The organism is Streptomyces sp. SAT1, from assembly GCF_001654495.1.
GTDB classification, from domain to species: Bacteria; Actinomycetota; Actinomycetes; order Streptomycetales; family Streptomycetaceae; genus Streptomyces; species Streptomyces andamanensis.
The window spans coordinates 4,212,905-4,232,293 of sequence record NZ_CP015849.1 but is presented as its reverse complement, the minus strand read 5'-3'; the positions used below and the strand labels follow the sequence as shown (position 1 = coordinate 4,232,293).

Here is a 19,389-nt window from a genome sequence, read left to right as displayed (position 1 = left end):
AGGGGTCCGCGCCGACATCCCCCGAAGTTGTCCACAGGCAGCCCTCGCACGAGCGAGCGGCCCGGTCCCCCGTGCGAGGGGGACCGGGCCGCTCCGTGCCGATCCGTGCCGCTCCGTGCCGATCCGTGCCGATGTGCCGCGTGCCGGATCAGCGCACGAACACCCCCGCCTGGTCCGCCAGGTCCAGGAAGTACTGGGGGGCGACGCCGAGGACGACCGTGACGGCGACGCCCACGGCGATGGCGGTCATGGTCAGGGGCGAGGGGACCGCGACGGTGGGGCCCTCGGGGTGGGGCTCGCTGAAGAACATGAGGACGATCACACGGATGTAGAAGAAGGCGGCGACCGCGGAGGAGATCACACCGATCACGACCAGCGGGGCCGCGCCGCCCTCCGCCGCCGCCTTGAAGACGGCGAACTTACCGGCGAAGCCGCTGGTCAGCGGGATACCGGCGAAGGCCAGCAGGAAGACGGCGAAGACGGCCGCCACCAGCGGGGAGCGCCGGCCGAGCCCGGCCCACTTGGACAGGTGCGTGGCCTCGCCGCCCGCGTCGCGGACCAGGGTGACCACGGCGAAGGCGCCGATCGTCACGAAGGAGTACGCGGCCAGGTAGAAGAGGACGGAGGAGACGCCGTCCTTCGAGGTGGCGATGACACCCGCGAGGATGAAACCGGCGTGGGCGACCGACGAGTACGCCAGCAGCCGTTTGATGTCGGTCTGGGTGATCGCGACGATCGCACCGCCCAGCATGGTGATGATCGCCACGCCCCACATCACCGGCCGCCAGTCCCAGCGCAGCCCCGGCAGCACCACGTACAGCAGCCGCAGCAGCGCGCCGAACGCGGCCACCTTGGTCGCCGCGGCCATGAAGCCGGTGACCGGGGTCGGGGCGCCCTGGTAGACGTCCGGCGTCCACATGTGGAACGGCACAGCGCCGACCTTGAACAGCAGTCCCATCACGACCAGCGCGGTGCCGATCAGCAGCAGCGCGTCGTTCCCGGTGGTGTTGGCCAGGGCCGGGTCGACGGTGGGCACATTGCCCTCGACGACCTGCGCGATCGTCGTGTACGACACCGAGCCCGCGTACCCGTACAGCAGGGCGATGCCGAACAGGGTGAACGCCGAGGCGAACGCGCCGAGCAGGAAGTACTTGACCGCGGCCTCCTGCGACATGAGCCGCTTGCGGCGGGCCAGCGCGCACAGCAGGTACAGCGGGAGGGAGAAGACCTCCAGGGCCACGAACAGCGTCAGCAGGTCATTGGCCGAGGGGAAGACCAGCATGCCCGCGACGGCGAACAGCAGCAGCGGGAACACCTCGGTGGTGGTGAAACCGGCCTTCACCGCGGCCTTCTCGCCGTCGCTGCCCGGTACGGCGGACGCCTGCGCGGCGAAGGAGTCGACGCGGTTGCCGTGCGCCTCCGGGTCCAGGCGGCGCTCGGCGAAGGTGAACAGCCCGACCAGTCCGGCCAGCAGGATCGTGCCCTGGAGGAACAGGGACGGCCCGTCGACGGCGACGGCGCCCATGGCGGCGATGTGCGCCTTGGTGGTGCCGTAGCCGTCCGCCGCGAGCGCGACGACCGCGGCGAAGGCGGCGCACAGCGCTACGGCGGACACGAACACCTGCGCGTGGTACCGCGACTTGCGCGGGACGAACGCCTCGACCAGCACCCCGACGATCGCCGCGCCCACGACGATGAGGGTGGGCGACAGCTGCCCGTACTCGATCTTCGGCGCGCCGATCTTGGCGATCGGGTCGGCCGCGGTTGTCCACAGGCTGTGGACGGCTGCTGCGCTCACTTCGCCGCCTCCAGGTCGGGCTTGGGGTCGGTCTTGTGTACGTCGGACATGGTCTGCTTGACCGCCGGGTTCACGATGTTCGTCACGGGCTTGGGGTAGACGCCCAGGAAGACCAGCAGCACGATCAGCGGCGCCACGACCACCAGCTCGCGCACCCTGAGGTCGGGCATCGCGGAGACCTCCGGCTTCACCGGGCCGGTCATCGTCCGCTGGTAGAGGACGAGGACGTACAGCGCGGCGAGCACGATGCCCAGGGTGGCGACGATGCCGATGGCCGGGTACCGGGTGAAGGTGCCGACCAGCACCAGGAACTCACTGACGAAGGGCGCGAGCCCCGGCAGCGAGAGGGTCGCCAGACCGCCGATCAGGAAGGTCCCGGCGAGCACCGGGGCGACCTTCTGCACCCCGCCGTAGTCGGCGATGAGCCGCGAGCCGCGCCGGGAGATCAGGAAGCCGGCGACCAGCAGCAGCGCCGCCGTCGAGATGCCGTGGTTGACCATGTAGAGCGTCGCGCCGGACTGGCCCTGGCTGGTCATCGCGAAGATGCCCAGGATGATGAAGCCGAAGTGCGAGATCGACGCGTACGCCACCAGGCGCTTGATGTCCCGCTGGCCGACCGCCAGCAGCGCGCCGTAGATGATGCTGATCACGGCGAGGACGAGGATGACGGGCGTCGCCCACTTGCTGGCCTCCGGGAAGAGCTGGAGGCAGAAGCGGAGCATCGCGAAGGTGCCCACCTTGTCGACGACCGCCGTGATCAGGACGGCGACCGGGGCGGTGGACTCCCCCATGGCGTTGGGCAGCCAGGTGTGCAGCGGCCACAGCGGCGCCTTCACCGCGAAGGCGAAGAAGAAGCCGAGGAACAGCCAGCGCTCGGTGCCGGTCGCCATGTGCAGCGAGCCGTTGGCGCGGGCCTCGGCGATCTCGGCCAGCGAGAAGTTCCCCGCGACCACGTACAGGCCGATCACCGCGGCCAGCATGATCAGGCCGCCGACCAGGTTGTAGAGGAGGAACTTCACCGCCGCGTACGACCGCTGGGTGGCGGCCGCCTGCTCGCCGTGTTCGTGGGCCCGGTCCCCGAAGCCGCCGATCAGGAAGTACAGCGGGATCAGCATGGCTTCGAAGAAGATGTAGAAGAGGAAGACGTCGGTGGCCTCGAAGGAGAGGATCACCATCGCCTCGACGGCCAGGATCAGGGCGAAGAAGCCCTGCGTGGGACGCCAGCGGCGGCTGCCGGTCTCCAGCGGATCGGCGTCGTGCCAGCCCGCGAGGATCACGAACGGGATCAGCAGCGCGGTCAGCCCGACCAGCGCCACCCCGATGCCGTCCACGCCCAGTTCGTAGCGGACGCCGAAGGCCGCGATCCAGGAGTGCGACTCGGTGAGCTGGTAGCGCGCGCCGTCCGGGTCGAAGCGGACCAGGGTGGCGACGGCCAGCGCGAGCGTGCCCAGGGAGACGGCCAGGGCGAGCCATTTGGCGGCGGTGCGCCGGGCCGCCGGTACGGCGGCCGTGGCGACGGCCCCGACGGCCGGGAGCACCGCCGTCGCTGTCAGCAGAGGAAAGGACATCGGTATCAGACCGCCCTCATCAGCAGGGTCGCGGCGACCAGGAGGGCCGCACCGCCGAACATCGAGACCGCGTACGAGCGGGCGAAGCCGTTCTGGAGGCGGCGCAGCCGCCCGGACAGGCCGCCCACGGAGGCCGCCGTGCCGTTGACGACCCCGTCGACCAGGGTGTGGTCGACGTACACGAGCGACCGGGTGAGGTGTTCGCCGCCGCGGACCAGGACGACGTGGTTGAAGTCGTCCTGGAGCAGGTCGCGGCGGGCGGCGCGGGTGAGCAGCGAGCCACGCGGGGCGACGGCCGGGACGGGCCTGCGCCCGTACTGGGCCCAGGCGATGCCGACGCCGATCACCAGGCAGACCATGGTGGCGCCGGTGACGGCGGCGGCACTGAGCGGCGAGTCGCCCTCGCTGTGCCCGGTGACCGGCTCCAGCCAGTGCAGGAAGCGGTCGCCGACGCTGAAGAACGCGCCGCCGAAGACCGAACCGAAGGCCAGCACGATCATCGGAACGGTCATGCTCTTCGGGGACTCGTGCGGATGCGGCTCGGCGTGCGCGCCGCGCTCCTCGGCCGCCGGTTCGGCGCTGGGCGCGTCGGGCGAGGCGGTGGGCCGGTGGTGCCAGCGCTCCTCGCCGAAGAACGTCATCAGCATCACGCGGGTCATGTAGAACGCGGTGATGGCCGCGCCCAGCAGGGCCGCGCCGCCGAGGATCCAGCCCTCGGTGCCGCCCTTGGCGAAGGCCGCCTCGATGATCTTGTCCTTGGAGAAGAAGCCGGACAGGCCCGGGAAGCCGATGATGGCGAGGTAGCCGAGGCCGAAGGTGATGAAGGTGACCGGCATGTACTTACGCAGGCCGCCGTACTTGCGCATGTCGACCTCGTCGTTCATGCCGTGCATGACGGAGCCCGCGCCGAGGAACAGCCCGGCCTTGAAGAAGCCGTGCGTCACCAGGTGCATGATCGCGAAGACATAGCCGACCGGGCCGAGTCCGGCGGCCAGCACCATGTAGCCGATCTGCGACATCGTCGAACCGGCCAGCGCCTTCTTGATGTCGTCCTTGGCGCAACCGACGATCGCACCGAAGAGCAGCGTGACCGCGCCGACCACGGTGACGGCGAGCTGCGCGTCGGGCGCGCCGTTGAAGATCGCGCCGGAACGGACGATCAGGTAGACGCCCGCGGTCACCATCGTGGCGGCGTGGATGAGGGCGGAGACCGGGGTCGGGCCCTCCATCGCGTCACCGAGCCAGGACTGCAGCGGCACCTGGGCGGACTTGCCGCAGGCCGCGAGCAGCAGCATCAGGCCGATCGCGGTGAGCTTGCCCTCGCTCGCGTCGCCCGCGCCGCCCAGCACCGGGCCGAAGGCGAAGGTGCCGAAGGTGGTGAACATCAGCATGATCGCGATCGACAGGCCCATGTCGCCGACGCGGTTGACCAGGAACGCCTTCTTGGCGGCGGTGGCCGCGCTGGGCTTGTGCTGCCAGAAGCCGATCAGCAGGTAGGAGGCGAGACCGACGCCCTCCCAGCCGACGTACAGCAGCAGGTAGTTGTCGGCGAGGACGAGCAGCAGCATCGCCGCGAGGAACAGGTTGAGATAGCCGAAGAAGCGGCGGCGCCGCTCGTCGTGCTCCATGTACCCGATGGAGTACAGGTGGATGAGCGAGCCGACGCCGGTGATCAGCAGGACGAACGTCATCGACAGCTGGTCGAGCCGGAAGGTGACGTCCGCCTGGAAGCCGGCCACCGGGATCCAGCTGAACAGGTGCTGGACCACGGTGCGGTGTTCGGCGCCCTTGCCGAGCAGGTCGGCGAAGAGGACCAGGCCGATCACGAACGAGGCGCCGGCGAGCAGGGTGCCGATCCAGTGGCCGACGGCGTCCAGGCGCCGGCCGCCGACCAGGAGGACGGCCGCTCCGAGCAGGGGCGCCGCGATCAGCAGCGCAATCAGGTTCTCCACGATTCTTCCGACCCCTTACAGCTTCATCAGGCTGGCGTCGTCGACCGAGGCCGAGTGGCGGGAACGGAACAGCGACACGATGATCGCGAGTCCGACCACGACCTCCGCCGCGGCGACGACCATCGTGAAGAAGGCGATGATCTGGCCGTCGAGGTTGCCGTGCATCCGGGAGAAGACGACGAACGCGAGGTTGCAGGCGTTCAGCATCAGCTCGACGCACATGAAGACCACGATGGCGTTGCGGCGGATGAGGACGCCGGTGGCACCGATCGTGAACAGCAGGGCGGCGAGGTACAGGTAGTTGACGGGATTCACTTCGACGCCTCCTCGGGCCGCTTGAAGGCCGCCGAGCCGGTCTCGGTGCGCTCCAGGCGCTCCTCGGCCCGCTGCTCCAGCGCCTTGAGGTCGCCCAGCGCCTCGGCCGAGACGTCCCGGATCTGGCCGCGCTCGCGCAGGGTCTTGCTGACCGTCAGCTCGGAGGGGGTGCCGTCGGGCAGCAGGCCCGCGATGTCCACGGCGTTGTGCCGGGCGTAGACGCCGGGGGCGGGCAGCGGCGGTACGTGCCTGCCCTCGCGCACGCGCTGCTCGGACAGCTCGCGCTGGGTCCTGGCCCGCTCGGTGCGCTCGCGGTGGGTGAGCACCATGGCGCCGATGGTGGCGGTGATGAGCAGGGCGCCGGTGAGCTCGAACGCGAACACGTACCGGGTGAAGATCAGGGAGGCCAGGCCCTCCACGTTGCCGCCGGCGTTGGCCTTGCCCGCGCCCGCGAAGTCCTTCAGGGAGGCGTTGGCGATCCCGGCGAACAGCAGGATGCCGAAGCCGAGGCCGCACAGCAGGGCCAGCCAGCGCTGGCCCTTGATGGTCTCCTTCAGGGAGTCGGCGGCGGTCACGCCGACGAGCATCACCACGAACAGGAACAGCATCATGATCGCGCCGGTGTAGACGACGATCTGCACGATCCCGAGGAAGTAGGCGCCGTTGGCCAGGTAGAACACGGCCAGGACGATCATGGTGCCGGCCAGGCACAGGGCGCTGTGCACGGCCTTCTTCATGAAGACGGTGCACAGCGCGCCGATCACCGCGACGGTGCCGAGGACCCAGAACTGGAACGCCTCGCCGGTGGAGGTGGTGTAGGCGGCGAGCTCGGGGCTCATGCGTCCACCTCCTCGTCCGCGATCCGCTCGCCCTTGGAGACGGCCGGCTGGCGCACCGTGCCGGGCGCGGCCTCCGTCACCAGGCCCCGGTAGTAGTCCTGTTCGTCGGTGCCGGGGTAGATGGCGTGCGGGGTGTCCACCATGCCCTCGTCGAGCCCGGCGAGCAGCTGCTCCTTGGTGTAGATGAGGTCGGCGCGGCTGGAGTCGGCCAGTTCGAACTCGTTGGTCATCGTCAGCGCGCGGGTGGGGCACGCCTCGATGCACAGCCCGCACAGGATGCAGCGGGCGTAGTTGATCTGGTAGACGCGGCCGTAGCGCTCGCCCGGGGAGTAGCGCTCCTCGTCGGTGTTGTCGGCGCCCTCCACGTAGATGGCGTCGGCGGGGCAGGCCCAGGCGCACAGCTCGCAGCCGACGCACTTCTCCAGGCCGTCCGGATGGCGGTTGAGCTGGTGCCGTCCGTGGAAGCGCGGAGCGGTGGTCTTCTTCTGCTCCGGGTACTGCTCGGTCAGCCGCTTCTTGAACATGGCCTTGAAGGTCACGCCGAAGCCGGCCACGGGGTTCTGGAAACCGGGGTCGGTCCCCTTGGGCTCCTCAGCCATCGGACGCCTCCTTTCCATCCAGAGATCCGTCACTGACAGTGTCGGTGCCACCACTGACAATCAGCTCGCGCTCACGGCGCGGGCGGCGGCGCGGCACGGGCGGCAGCTCCTGGCCGGGCAGCGGCGGCACCGGGAAGCCGCCCGCCATCGGGTCGAACCCGGGCGGCTGCGCGGCGCTCCCCTCCGCCGCCCTGCCCTTCTCGCCCTTCTCGCGGAACAGGTCGGCGACGAAGGACAGCACCAGCAGGGCCAGGACGCCGCCGCCGACGTAGAGGGCGATGTCGGCGAAGTCGTAGTGCTCGTTCCTGAGGGTCCGTACGGTCGCGACGAGCATCAGCCAGACCACGGAGACCGGGATGAGGACCTTCCAGCCGAGCTTCATCAGCTGGTCGTAGCGCACGCGCGGGAGCGTGCCGCGCAGCCAGATGAAGAAGAACAGCAGCAGCTGCACCTTGATCACGAACCAGAGCAGCGGCCACCAGCCGTGGTTGGCGCCCTCCCAGAAGGTGCTGATCGGCCACGGGGCCCGCCAGCCGCCCAGGAACAGCGTCGTCGCCACGGCCGAGACCGTCACCATGTTCACGTACTCGGCGAGCATGAACATCGCGAACTTGATCGAGGAGTACTCGGTGTTGAAGCCGCCGACCAGGTCGCCCTCGGACTCCGGCATGTCGAACGGGGCGCGGTTGGTCTCCCCGACCATGGTGACGATGTAGAGGATGAAGGAGACCGGCAGCAGCAGGATGTACCAGCGGTCGTGCTGCTGTTCCACGATGGCCGAGGTGGACATCGACCCCGAGTACAGGAACACCGAGGCGAACGCGGCGCCCATGGCGATCTCGTAGGAGATCATCTGCGCGCAGGAGCGCAGACCGCCCAGCAGCGGGTAGGTGGAGCCGGAGCTCCAGCCCGCCAGGACGATGCCGTAGATGCCGACCGAGGCGACCGCCAGGATGAACAGCATGGCGATCGGCAGGTCGGTCAGCTGCATCGCGGTGCGGTGGCCGAAGACCGACACCTCGTTGCCCGCGGGCCCGAAGGGGATCACGGCGATCGCCATGAAGGCGGGGATGGCGGCGACGACCGGCGCGAGGATGTAGACGACCTTGTCGGCGCGTTTGACGACGACGTCTTCCTTGAGCATCAGCTTGATGCCGTCGGCCAGCGACTGGAGCATGCCCCAGGGGCCGTGCCGGTTGGGGCCGATGCGCAGCTGCATCCAGGCGACGACCTTGCGCTCCCACACGATGGAGAACAGCACGGTCACCATCAGGAAGGCGAAGCAGAACACCGCCTTGACGACGACCAGCCACCACGGGTCGGTGCCGAACATCGACAGGTTCTCTGCGGCGAGGGACGGGTTCACGCCTCCACCTCCTCAAGGGCCCCGGCCGCGCGGGGCGCCGGGCCGATACGGACGAGGGAGCCGGGCTGCGCCCCGGTGTCGGCGGCGACGCCGGCCCCGGCGGAGTTCAGCGGGAGCCACACCACCCGGTCGGGCATCTCGGTGACCTCCAGCGGGAACGCGGTCGTGCCGGCCGGGCCGGTCACGGCGAGCAGATCGCCGGCCGCGACGCCCGCCTCGGCGGCCGTGGCGGCCGACACGCGCGCGCGTGCGGCGTGCCGGGTCCCGGCGAGCGCGTCGTCGCCCTCCTGGAGGAGGCCCTGGTCGAGCAGGAGCCGGTGCCCGGCGAGCACGGCCTCCCCGGCGGCGGGCCGCGGCAGTACGCCGCCGCTCTCGCGGGGATCGGCGGCGCGCGCGCCGCTCCAGGCGCCCAGCCGGTCCAGCTCGGCGTGCGCGGTGCGCAGGTCCGGCAGGCCCAGGTGGACGTCCATGGCGTCGGCCAGCATCTGGAGCACCCGCAGATCGGTCGGGGCGAGCCGGCGGGTCATCTGCTCGGGCTTGAGCGCGGCCTCGAAGAAGCGCACCCGGCCCTCCCAGTTGAGGAAGCTGCCCGCCTTCTCGGCGACGGCCGCGACCGGCAGGACCACGTCGGCGTGCTCGGTGACCTCGCCGGGCCGCAGCTCCAGCGAGACCAGGAACCCGGCCTCGGCCAGGGCGGCACGCGCGCGTGCCGGGTCGGGCAGGTCGGCGACCTCCACCCCGGCGACCAGCAGCGCCTGGAGTTCGCCGTCCGCGGCGGCGGCCAGGATCTGGCCGGTGTCGCGGCCGTAGCGGTGCGGGAGGGCGGCGACGCCCCACAGGGCGGCGACCTCGTCCCGCGCGCGCGGGTCGGTGGCCGGGCGGCCGCCCGGCAGCAGCGACGGCAGCGCGCCCGCCTCGATCGCGCCGCGCTCCCCGGCCCGGCGCGGGATCCACACCAGGCGGGCGCCGGTCGCGGTGGCGGCCCGGACGGCGGCGGTGAGGCCGCCCGCGACGGCGGCGAGCCGTTCGCCGACGACGATGACCGCGCCCTCGGCGCGCAGCGCCTCGGCGGCCCGGCTGCCGTCGCCCTCCAGGCCGACGCCGCCCGCCAGCGCGTCCAGCCACTCGGTCTCGGTGCCGGGCGCGGCCGGCAGCAGGGTGCCGCCCGCCTTCTCCAGGCCGCGGGTGGCGTGCGTGGCCAGCGAGAACACCCGCTGCCCGTGCCTACGCCACGCCTTGCGCAGTCGCAGGAAGACGCCCGGCGCCTCCTCCTCGGACTCGAACCCGGCCAGCAGCACGGCCGGTGCCTGCTCCAGGGCGGTGTACGTGACGCCGGTGCCGTCGACGTCCCGGCCGTGCCCGGCGACGCGGGCGGCCAGGAAGTCGGCCTCCTCGCCGCTGTGCACGCGCGCGCGGAAGTCGATGTCGTTGGTGTCCAGCGCCACCCGCGCGAACTTGCTGTACGCGTAGGCGTCCTCGACGGTGAGCCGGCCGCCGGTGAGGACACCGGTGCGGCCGCGCGAGGCGAGCAGCCCCTGGGCGGCGATCTCCAGGGCCTCCGGCCAGGACGCGGCGACCAGGTCGCCCTCGGGGTTGCGCACCAGCGGGGTGGTCAGCCGGTCCTTGAGCTGCGCGTAGCGGAACCCGAAGCGGCCCTTGTCGCAGATCCACTCCTCGTTGACCTCGGGGTCGTTCGCGGCGAGCCGCCGCATGACCTTGCCCCGCCGGTGGTCGGTGCGGGTGGCGCAGCCGCCCGCGCAGTGCTCGCACACCGAGTGCGAGGAGACCAGGTCGAAGGGGCGCGAGCGGAAGCGGTACGCGGCCGAGGTGAGCGCGCCGACCGGGCAGATCTGGATGGTGTTGCCGGAGAAGTACGACTCGAACGGGTCGCCCTCGCCGGTGCCGACCTGCTGGAGCGCGCCGCGCTCGATCAGTTCGATCATCGGGTCGCCGGCGACCTGGTTGGAGAAGCGGGTGCAGCGGGCGCACAGCACGCACCGCTCGCGGTCCAGCAGCACCTGCGCGGAGATCGGCACCGGCTTCTCGTACGTCCGCTTCTTCCCCTCGAAGCGGGAGTCGGCGTTGCCGTGCGACATGGCCTGGTTCTGCAGCGGGCACTCGCCGCCCTTGTCGCAGACCGGGCAGTCCAGCGGGTGGTTGATGAGCAGCAGCTCCATCACACCGTGCTGGGCCTTCTCGGCGACCGGCGAGGTCAGCTGGGTCTTGACCACCATGCCGTCGGTGCAGGTGATGGTGCAGGACGCCATGGGCTTGCGCTGGCCCTCGACCTCGACGATGCACTGGCGGCAGGCGCCGGCCGGGTCGAGCAGCGGGTGGTCGCAGAACCGGGGGATCTCGATGCCGAGCTGTTCGGCGGCCCGGATGACCAGGGTGCCCTTGGGCACGCTGATCTCGACGCCGTCGATCGTCAGCGTCACGAGGTCGTCCGGCGGGGGTGCCGCCGCGCCGCCCGAGGAGGGGGCGTTGGTGGTCACGGTCATGCGAGCACCTCCGTGTGCTGGTCCGCCCAGACCGTCGACCGGGCGGGGTCGAAGGGGCAGCCGCGGCCCGTGATGTGCTCCTCGTACTCCGCGCGGAAGTACTTCAGGGAGGAGAAGATGGGGGAGGCCGCGCCGTCGCCGAGGGCGCAGAAGGACTTGCCGTTGATGTTGTCGGCGATGTCGTTCAGCTTGTCGAGGTCGGCCATGACGCCCTTGCCGGCCTCGATGTCCCGCAGCAGCTGCACGAGCCAGTACGTGCCCTCGCGGCAGGGTGTGCACTTGCCGCAGGACTCGTGGGCGTAGAACTCGGTCCACCGGGTGACGGCCCGCACCACGCAGGTCGTCTCGTCGAAGCACTGGAGCGCCTTGGTGCCGAGCATGGACCCGGCGGCGCCGACGCCCTCGTAGTCGAGGGGGACGTCGAGGTGTTCCTCGGTGAACATGGGGGTGGAGGAGCCGCCCGGGGTCCAGAACTTCAGCCGGTGCCCGGGGCGCATCCCGCCGCTCATGTCCAGGAGCTGGCGCAGGGTGATGCCGAGCGGTGCCTCGTACTGGCCGGGGCTCGCGACATGGCCGCTGAGCGAGTAGAGCGTGAAGCCCGGGGACTTCTCGCTGCCCATCGACCGGAACCACTCCTTGCCCTGGTTCATGATGGCGGGAACCGAGGCGATGGATTCGACGTTGTTCACGACAGTGGGGCACGCGTACAGGCCCGCGACGGCCGGGAAGGGGGGACGCAGCCGCGGCTGTCCGCGGCGGCCTTCGAGCGAGTCCAGCAGCGCGGTCTCCTCGCCGCAGATGTACGCGCCCGCGCCCGCGTGCACGGTGATGTCGAGGTCGAGTCCGCTGCCCAGGACGTCCGTCCCGAGGTAGCCGGCCGCGTACGCCTCGCGCACGGCGGAGTGCAGCCGCCGCAGCACGGGGACGACCTCGCCGCGCAGATAGATGAAGGCGTGCGACGACCTGATGGCGTGGCAGGCGATGACGATGCCCTCGATCAGGCTGTGCGGGTTGGCGTACAGGAGCGGGATGTCCTTGCAGGTGCCCGGCTCCGACTCGTCGGCGTTGACGACGAGGTAGTGCGGTTTGCCGTCGCCCTGCGGGATGAACTGCCACTTCATCCCCGTCGGGAAGCCGGCGCCGCCGCGGCCGCGCAGTCCGGACTCCTTGACGTAGGCGATCACGTCGTCCGGGGACATGGCGAGCGCCTTGCGCAGTCCTTCGTAGCCCTCGTGGCGCCGGTAGACGTCCAGCGTCCAGGAGCGGTCCTCGTCCCAGAAGGCGGAGAGCACGGGGGCGAGCAGCTTCTCGGGGCTGGCGCCGCCGCCGGCCTCCGGCCGGGCCGCGCCTCCCTGCGATGTGGACACGGTCATCACTCCCCCTCCTCGGCGGCGGGTCCCGCGGGGTGCGACGGATCGGAGGCCGAGGTCTGCTGCGGTGCGTCGTGCGAGCTGAGGTGCTCGGTCGGCGACGGCTCGTGCACGGTGTCGCGCTGCGCGTCCTGCGGGCCGCCCTCGCGGGGGTGGACCACGCGCGCGGGCGCGCTCTCGCCCCGGGCCAGGCGCAGCCCGGTCAGCGAGGCGGGTCCGGCGCTGCCGCCGGCGTCGGTGGCGCCCTCGCGCTCGTCGGGGAAGCCGGCCAGGATCCGGGCGGTCTCCTTGAAGGTGCACATCGGGGCGCCGCGGGTGGGCGTGACGGGCCGGCCCGCGCGCAGGTCGTCGACCAGGCGCTTGACGCTCTCGGGCGTCTGGTTGTCGAAGAACTCCCAGTTGACCATCACGACCGGCGCGAAGTCGCAGGCCGCGTTGCACTCGATGTGCTCCAGGGTGACCTTGCCGTCGTCGGTGGTCCCGCCGTTGCCGACGCCCAGGTGCTCCTGGAGCGTCTCGAAGAGGGCGTCGCCGCCCATCACCGCGCACAGGGTGTTGGTGCAGACGCCGACCTGGTAGTCGCCGGAGGGTCCGCGCCGGTACATGGTGTAGAAGGTGGCGACCGCGGTGACCTCGGCGGTGGTCAGCCCGAGGACGTCGGCGCAGAACCGCATCCCGGTGCGCGTGACGTGGCCCTCCTCGGACTGCACGAGGTGCAGCAGCGGCAGCAGCGCGGAGCGCGAGTCGGGGTAGCGGGCGATGATCTCGCGGGCGTCGGCCTCCAGCCGGGCGCGGACGTCGTCCGGGTAGGCGGGCGCGGGCAGTTCGGGCATGCCCAGGCTGACGCCCCGCTCGGAAGAAGAGGTGGTCACCGGTCGACGCCTCCCATCACGGGGTCGATGGACGCGACGGCGACGATGACGTCGGCGACCTGGCCGCCCTCGCACATCGCCGCCATGGCCTGAAGGTTGGTGAAGGACGGGTCGCGGAAATGGACCCGGAAGGGGCGGGTGCCGCCGTCGGAGACGACGTGCACGCCGAGCTCGCCCTTGGGCGACTCGACCGCCGCGTACGCCTGTCCGGCCGGGACCCGGAAGCCCTCGGTGACCAGCTTGAAGTGGTGGATCAGGGCCTCCATGGAGGTGCCCATGATCTTCTTGATGTGGTCGAGGGAGTTGCCGAGTCCGTCCGGTCCCAGGGCGAGCTGGGCGGGCCAGGCGATCTTCTTGTCGGCGACCATGACCGGTCCTGGCTCCAGCCGGTCCAGGCACTGCTCGACGATCCTGAGCGACTGGCGCATCTCCTCCAGACGGATCAGGAAGCGGCCGTAGGCGTCGCAGGAGTCGGCGGTCGGGACGTCGAAGTCGTACGTCTCGTAGCCGCAGTACGGCTGGGTCTTGCGCAGGTCGTGCGGCAGGCCGGTGGAGCGCAGGATGGGGCCGGTGGCGCCCAGGGCCATGCAGCCGGCCAGGTCGAGGTAGCCGACGTCCTGCATACGGGCCTTGAAGATGGGGTTCCCGGTGGCGAGCTTGTCGTACTCCGGGAGGTTCTTCCGCATCTTCTTCACGAACTCGCGGATCTGGTCCACCGCGCCGGGCGGCAGGTCCTGGGCGAGTCCGCCGGGGCGGATGTACGCGTGGTTCATCCGGAGGCCGGTGATCAGCTCGTAGATGTCGAGGATCATCTCGCGGTCGCGGAAGCCGTAGATCATGATGGTGGTGGCGCCCAGCTCCATGCCGCCGGTGGCGATGCACACCAGGTGGGAGGAGAGCCGGTTCAGCTCCATCAGGAGCACGCGGATGATCGTGGCCCGGTCGGTGATCTGGTCCTCGATGCCGAGGAGCTTCTCGACGCCGAGGCAGTAGGCGGTCTCGTTGAAGAAGGACGTCAGGTAGTCCATGCGCGTGACGAAGGTGGTGCCCTGCGTCCACGTGCGGAATTCCAGGTTCTTCTCGATGCCGGTGTGCAGGTAGCCGATGCCGCAGCGGGCCTCGGTGACCGTCTCGCCGTCGATCTCCAGGATGAGGCGCAGCACTCCGTGGGTGGAGGGGTGCTGGGGGCCCATGTTGACGACGATGCGCTCGTCGTCGGCGCGGGCCGCGGACTGGACGACCTCGTCCCAGTCGCCGCCGGTGACCGTGTAGACGGTGCCTTCCGTGGTCTCCCTCGGGGAGGCGTGCGAAGTGCTCACGAGTACGACCTCCGCTGGTCCGGAGCCGGGATCTGGGCGCCCTTGTACTCGACGGGGATGCCGCCGAGGGGGTAGTCCTTGCGCTGCGGGTGGCCCGGCCAGTCGTCCGGCATCATGATCCGCGTCAGGGCGGGGTGACCGTCGAAGACGATGCCGAAGAAGTCGTAGGTCTCGCGCTCGTGCCAGTCGTTGGTCGGGTAGACGGGCACCAGTGACGGGATGTGCCGGTCGGCGTCGGGGGCGCTGACCTCCAGCCGGATCAGCCGGTTGTGGGTGATCGAGCGCAGGTGGTAGACGGCGTGCAGCTCGCGGCCCTTGTCGTGCGGGTAGTGGACGCCGCTGACGCCGGTGCACAGCTCGAAGCGCAGCGCGGGGTCGTCGCGCAGGGTGCGGGCGACGCGGACCAGGTGCTCGCGCTCGATGTGGAAGGTCAGCTCGCCGCGGTCGACGACCGTCTTCTCGATGGCGTTGTCCGGCAGCAGGCCCTGTTCCTCCAGGGCGCCCTCCAGCTCGTCGGCGACCTCGTCGAACCAGCCGCCGTAGGGGCGGGTGGCCGGTCCGGGCAGCCGCACCGAGCGGACCAGGCCGCCGTAGCCGGAGGTGTCGCCGCCGTTGTTCGCGCCGAACATGCCGCGCTGGACGCGGATCTCCTCGCCGCCCTCGCCGCGCTGGCCGGGGAGGTTGTCGGTACCGAGATCCTTCTCGGGGTTCACGTCGCTCATCGCAGCAGCCCCTTCATCTCGATCGTGGGCAGTGCCTTGAGCGCCGCTTCCTCCGCCTCGCGGGCCGCCTCCTCGGCGTTCACGCCGAGCTTGGTGGACTGGATCTTCTGGTGGAGCTTGAGGATCGCGTCCATCAGCATCTCGGGGCGGGGCGGGCAGCCGGGCAGATAGATGTCGACGGGGACGATGTGGTCGACGCCCTGGACGATCGCGTAGTTGTTGAACATGCCGCCCGAGGAGGCGCAGACGCCCATGGAGATCACCCACTTGGGGTTGGGCATCTGGTCGTAGACCTGCCTGAGGACCGGCGCCATCTTCTGGCTGACCCGGCCGGCCACGATCATCAGGTCCGCCTGGCGGGGCGAACCGCGGAACACCTCCATGCCGAAGCGGGCCAGGTCGTAGCGGCCGGCTCCGGTGGTCATCATCTCGATCGCGCAGCAGGCGAGGCCGAAGGTGGCCGGGAAGACGGACGACTTACGCACCCAGCCCGCGGCCTGCTCCACGGTGGTCAGCAGGAAGCCGCTCGGCAGCTTTTCTTCGAGTCCCATGTCTTATATGGCCCCTCAGTCCCATTCCAGGCCGCCGCGCCGCCATACGTACGCGTACGCGACGAAGACGGTGAGCACGAAGAGCAGCATCTCCACGAGCCCGAAAACACCCAGGGCGTCGAAGGTGACGGCCCAGGGGTAGAGGAAGACGATCTCGATGTCGAAGACGATGAAGAGCATCGCCGTCAGGTAGTACTTGATGGGGAAGCGCCCGCCGCCGGCCGGCGTGGGGGTCGGCTCGATACCGCACTCGTAGGCTTCGAGTTTGGCGCGGTTGTACCGCTTCGGACCGATCAGCGTGGCCATGACCACGGAGAAGATCGCAAAGCCTGCCCCGAGGGCTCCCAGTACGAGGATGGGCGCATACGCGTTCACCGCTCCTCGCTCCTCTCAGTCGGCACTGACTGCTGGCGGTCGCTGGGCCGCACCTGCCTCGTCCGTCCCACGAACCCCGCCCGTCCCGGCGAAGATCGGGAACATGTGAAGCAGGTCACAAGCCCAACTGGAGGGCATCCTATGCCCGACACTCTGTGATCTGCGACACGGGGTATTGCACCGGCTTTGTGATCTCCACCACCTGACGAAGGATCATGAAGCCGGATGAGGGGTGATCTTCGCACGCGAAGCACCTGAGTGATCACCACTGGTTACATTTTACCTCGTATTTGCAGGTCGGAAGGGGTCTGCACTATCAGATGAAGAGTGTCCGGCGCAAAGTGGCGACCGGCGTCAAGACCTTGATATAGGGCCGCTTTTCACACATCAGAGGGAGCCCGGAACGGGAAGTGGACACGTTCACCCGTTCACAAGCGACGCGTGGTGCCCATGGGGACACCGTGACGCGTGCGACAGATGGGGCCGGCGTGGGCTCGGCGCGCGGACGCACATCGGGGTGGTGACCGTTCCGTGACCTCCGCCACACCCATGAGAGCTTCATGAGAACCGGGCTTGGCCAACGGTCGATTCCGATGGTAGGCGCGGGGCAATTCGGGCGTAACTGCGAAAGAGCATGATCACAGGCATGATCATCTGCGCCCGCTATGTCCGTTACGGCGTCAATAAAGGGCGACACGCCCGGTGTTCGCAGCACCGGTGCCGCAAATGTGGCGCACACCACGTTTCTTGAAGAGTCCGAGGACCCCCTGATACCGGTTGTCCTCATGTCCCACACCGCTCACATACGCAGCCACCGGAAGCCCCGCCGCAGCGCGTCGACCATCGCGATGCGGGCCGGAGTTGCCGGTGGCGTCCTCGGCACCCTGGCAGTCGCCGGTGCGTCCGCCTCCACGGCGAGCGCCGCCGAGCCGGTCACCCAGACCCTCGAACTGCCCACGCTCACCGCCGACCTGGCCAGCCAGGTCGCCCAGTCCGCGGACGCCACGCAGCAGGCCGCCGCGCACTACCAGCTCCTGGCCGAGCGCGACTCCGCCGCCGCGAACGCCGCGAAGCAGGCCAAGACGGACCTCGCTCGGGCCCAGAAGAAGGCCGAGGCCGCGAAGAAGAAGGCCGCCGAGGAGGCCGCCGCCCGCAAGGAGGCCGCCGAGCGCGCCGCGCGCGACAGCGTCCGTCCCACCCTCACCACCCAGTCGGGCTCCGCCGGTTCCGGCGGCAGCGACACCGGCGCCACCACGAGCACCGGCACCTCCACCGGCTCGTCCACCGCGACGGGTTCGGCCGCCGGCATCGTCTCGTTCGTGAAGTCCCAGGTCGGCAAGGCGTACGTCCCCGGCGCCACCGGCCCCTCCGCCTACGACTGCTCCGGCCTGGTGCAGACCGCCTTCAAGCAGGTCAACATCAGCCTGCCGCGTGTCTCCCAGGACCAGTCGGCGGCCGGCACCCAGGTCTCCCTGTCCAACCTCCAGCCGGGCGACATCCTGTACTGGGGCGGTCGCGGCAGCGCGTACCACGTGGCCGTGTACGTCGGCGGCGGTATGTTCGTCGGAGCGCAGAACTCGTCCACGGGCGTCGTGGAGAGGCCGCTGTCGTACGACCCGCCCACCGGGGCCGTCCGGGTGCTCTGAGGCACCGCACAGCGCCGTACGGGGTGAAGGGCCGCAGCCGCTCGGGGGCAGCGGCCCTTCCGGCGCGACCGGTTCGCCCGATTCACCCCGGATGATCACAAAGGTGCGCCCCGAATCCGGGCGCGCCCGCACACGGCTGAGGCCGGCTCAGGAATGAGCCGGCCTCGTCGTCGTTCCGGGGCCCTCGTCGGGCCCCCACGGGTCACGCCTTGGGCGCCACCCGGCTCAGGCCGTTGATGATGCGGTCCATCGCGTCGCCGCCGGTCGGGTCGGTGAGGTTGGCCAGGAGCTTGAGGGTGAACTTCATCAGCATCGGGTGGGTCAGACCGCGCTGCGCGGCGATCTGCATGACCTTCGGGTTGCCGATGAGCTTCACGAAGGCGCGGCCCAGCGTGTAGTAGCCGCCGTAGGTGTCCTTCAGGACGCGCGGGTAGCGCTGGAGGGCCAGTTCGCGCTGGGCGGGCGTGGCACGCGAGTGCGCCTGGACGACGACCTCGGCGGCCAGCGCGCCGGACTCCATCGCGTAGGCGATGCCCTCGCCGTTGAACGGGTTGACCAGGCCGCCCGCGTCGCCGACGAGCAGCAGGCCGCGCGTGTAGTGCGGCTGGCGGTTGAAGGCCATCGGCAGGGCGGCGCCGCGGATGGGGCCGGTCATGTTGTCCGGGGTGTAGCCCCAGTCCTCGGGCATGGAGGCGCACCACGCCTTCAGGATCTCCCGCCAGTCCAGCTCCTTGAAGGCGGCCGAGGTGTTGAGCACGCCGAGGCCGACGTTGGACGTGCCGTCGCCCATGCCGAAGATCCAGCCGTAGCCGGGCAGCAGGCGGTCCTGCGCGCCGCGCCGGTCCCACAGTTCGAGCCAGGACTCCAGGTAGTCGTCGTCGTGCCGGGGCGAGGTGAAGTAGGTGCGCACGGCCACGCCCATCGGGCGGTCCTCGCGGCGGTGCAGGCCCATCGCCAGGGAGAGCCGGGTGGAGTTGCCGTCGGCGGCGACCACGAGCGGCGCGTGGAAGGTGACCTCGCGCTTGTCCTCGCCCAGTTTGGCCGTCACGCCGGTGATGCGGCCGGTGCGGTCGTCCACGACCGGACCCGAGACGTTGCACCGCTCGTAGAGCCGGGCGCCCGCCTTCTGCGCCTGCCGGGCCAGCTGCTCGTCGAAGTCGTCGCGCTTGCGCACGAGTCCGTAGTCCGGGAAGGAGGCCAGGTCGGGCCAGTCGAGCTGGAGCCGGACGCCGCCGCCGATGATGCGCAGGCCCTTGTTGCGCAGCCAGCCCGCCTCCTCGGAGATGTCGATGCCCATCGCGACGAGCTGCTTGACGGCGCGCGGGGTGAGCCCGTCGCCGCAGACCTTCTCGCGCGGGAACGCCGTCTTCTCCAGCAGGAGCACGTCGAGACCGGCCTTGGCGAGGTGGTACGCGGTGGTGGAACCGGCCGGTCCCGCGCCCACGACGATGACGTCCGCGGTGTTCCCGGAGAGGGGATCGGAGAGAGACTCGGTCACGACGGTCACGGCGGGATCTCCCCAGGTTCGAAATCTGCGTGCCGACCGGCACTGGACATGGGCAGTCTATGCAGCGGCACTGATCACCCGGCTGAAGG

At 70.4% G+C, this 19,389-nt stretch carries 16 protein-coding genes; 1 reads left to right on the top strand and 15 read right to left on the bottom strand.

The features are described 5' to 3' along the window. Positions 1 to 148: 148 nt before the first annotated feature. From nuoN to A8713_RS18190, 14 genes are read right to left on the bottom strand one after another with little or no spacing between them, the layout of a single operon-like run. Positions 149 to 1,798, bottom strand: coding sequence for an NADH-quinone oxidoreductase subunit NuoN (gene nuoN, locus A8713_RS18255; RefSeq protein ID WP_064534537.1), 1,650 nt, complete (start codon positions 1,796 to 1,798; stop codon positions 149 to 151). After that, a complete protein-coding gene (locus A8713_RS18250) occupies positions 1,795 to 3,366 on the bottom strand; it encodes an NADH-quinone oxidoreductase subunit M (RefSeq protein WP_064534536.1) in 1,572 nt (523 codons plus the stop codon). The genes nuoN and A8713_RS18250 overlap by 4 nt, the downstream gene beginning before the upstream one ends. A gap of 5 nt (positions 3,367 to 3,371) precedes the next feature. Further along, on the bottom strand, positions 3,372 to 5,318 hold the full coding sequence (gene nuoL, locus A8713_RS18245) for an NADH-quinone oxidoreductase subunit L (protein WP_064534535.1): 1,947 nt from the start codon (positions 5,316 to 5,318) through the stop codon (positions 3,372 to 3,374). Between the two features lie 15 nt (positions 5,319 to 5,333). Continuing rightward, positions 5,334 to 5,633 carry an NADH-quinone oxidoreductase subunit NuoK gene (nuoK, locus tag A8713_RS18240; protein ID WP_018568277.1) on the bottom strand — a complete coding sequence of 100 codons (300 nt, stop codon included), beginning with the start codon at positions 5,631 to 5,633 and terminating at the stop codon, positions 5,334 to 5,336. Continuing rightward, positions 5,630 to 6,472 carry an NADH-quinone oxidoreductase subunit J gene (locus A8713_RS18235; protein WP_064534534.1) on the bottom strand — a complete coding sequence of 281 codons (843 nt, stop codon included), beginning with the start codon at positions 6,470 to 6,472 and terminating at the stop codon, positions 5,630 to 5,632. The genes nuoK and A8713_RS18235 overlap by 4 nt, the downstream gene beginning before the upstream one ends. Beyond that, positions 6,469 to 7,071: an NADH-quinone oxidoreductase subunit NuoI gene (gene nuoI / locus A8713_RS18230; RefSeq protein ID WP_064534533.1), complete on the bottom strand. Its 603-nt coding sequence runs from the start codon at positions 7,069 to 7,071 to the stop codon at positions 6,469 to 6,471. Before nuoI ends, A8713_RS18235 begins: the two co-directional genes overlap by 4 nt. Continuing rightward, positions 7,064 to 8,437 (bottom strand): NADH-quinone oxidoreductase subunit NuoH, encoded by a 1,374-nt coding sequence (gene nuoH, locus A8713_RS18225; protein WP_064534532.1) that lies wholly within the window; start codon positions 8,435 to 8,437, stop codon positions 7,064 to 7,066. The genes nuoI and nuoH overlap by 8 nt, the downstream gene beginning before the upstream one ends. Beyond that, positions 8,434 to 10,938, bottom strand: coding sequence for an NADH-quinone oxidoreductase subunit G (locus A8713_RS18220; protein WP_064534531.1), 2,505 nt, complete (start codon positions 10,936 to 10,938; stop codon positions 8,434 to 8,436). The genes nuoH and A8713_RS18220 overlap by 4 nt, the downstream gene beginning before the upstream one ends. Continuing rightward, the gene (gene nuoF / locus A8713_RS18215) at positions 10,935 to 12,311 is read right to left on the bottom strand and encodes an NADH-quinone oxidoreductase subunit NuoF (protein WP_064534530.1); all 1,377 of its coding nucleotides are present in this window, start codon (positions 12,309 to 12,311) and stop codon (positions 10,935 to 10,937) included. The genes A8713_RS18220 and nuoF overlap by 4 nt, the downstream gene beginning before the upstream one ends. After that, a complete protein-coding gene (nuoE, locus tag A8713_RS18210; RefSeq protein WP_037887624.1) occupies positions 12,311 to 13,180 on the bottom strand; it encodes an NADH-quinone oxidoreductase subunit NuoE in 870 nt (289 codons plus the stop codon). The genes nuoF and nuoE overlap by 1 nt, the downstream gene beginning before the upstream one ends. Then, on the bottom strand, positions 13,177 to 14,499 hold the full coding sequence (locus tag A8713_RS18205; protein ID WP_064534529.1) for an NADH-quinone oxidoreductase subunit D: 1,323 nt from the start codon (positions 14,497 to 14,499) through the stop codon (positions 13,177 to 13,179). The genes nuoE and A8713_RS18205 overlap by 4 nt, the downstream gene beginning before the upstream one ends. Continuing rightward, positions 14,496 to 15,221, bottom strand: a complete 726-nt coding sequence (locus A8713_RS18200) for an NADH-quinone oxidoreductase subunit C (protein WP_018568269.1) — start codon at positions 15,219 to 15,221, stop codon at positions 14,496 to 14,498. Before A8713_RS18200 ends, A8713_RS18205 begins: the two co-directional genes overlap by 4 nt. Continuing rightward, the gene (locus tag A8713_RS18195) at positions 15,218 to 15,772 is read right to left on the bottom strand and encodes a NuoB/complex I 20 kDa subunit family protein (RefSeq protein WP_037887621.1); all 555 of its coding nucleotides are present in this window, start codon (positions 15,770 to 15,772) and stop codon (positions 15,218 to 15,220) included. The genes A8713_RS18200 and A8713_RS18195 overlap by 4 nt, the downstream gene beginning before the upstream one ends. Before the next feature lie 15 nt (positions 15,773 to 15,787). Beyond that, positions 15,788 to 16,147: an NADH-quinone oxidoreductase subunit A gene (locus A8713_RS18190; protein WP_007383963.1), complete on the bottom strand. Its 360-nt coding sequence runs from the start codon at positions 16,145 to 16,147 to the stop codon at positions 15,788 to 15,790. Between the two features lie 785 nt (positions 16,148 to 16,932). Here A8713_RS18190 and A8713_RS18185 point away from each other — a divergent pair. After that, entirely contained in the window at positions 16,933 to 17,793 is an 861-nt protein-coding gene (locus A8713_RS18185; protein ID WP_079159033.1) for a C40 family peptidase, read from the top strand. Between the two features lie 202 nt (positions 17,794 to 17,995). On the opposite strand, the gene A8713_RS18180 is transcribed toward A8713_RS18185, so the two are convergent. After that, complete coding sequence (locus A8713_RS18180) at positions 17,996 to 19,300, bottom strand: geranylgeranyl reductase family protein (protein WP_064534528.1); 1,305 nt, start codon at positions 19,298 to 19,300, stop codon at positions 17,996 to 17,998. Positions 19,301 to 19,389 lie beyond the last annotated feature (89 nt).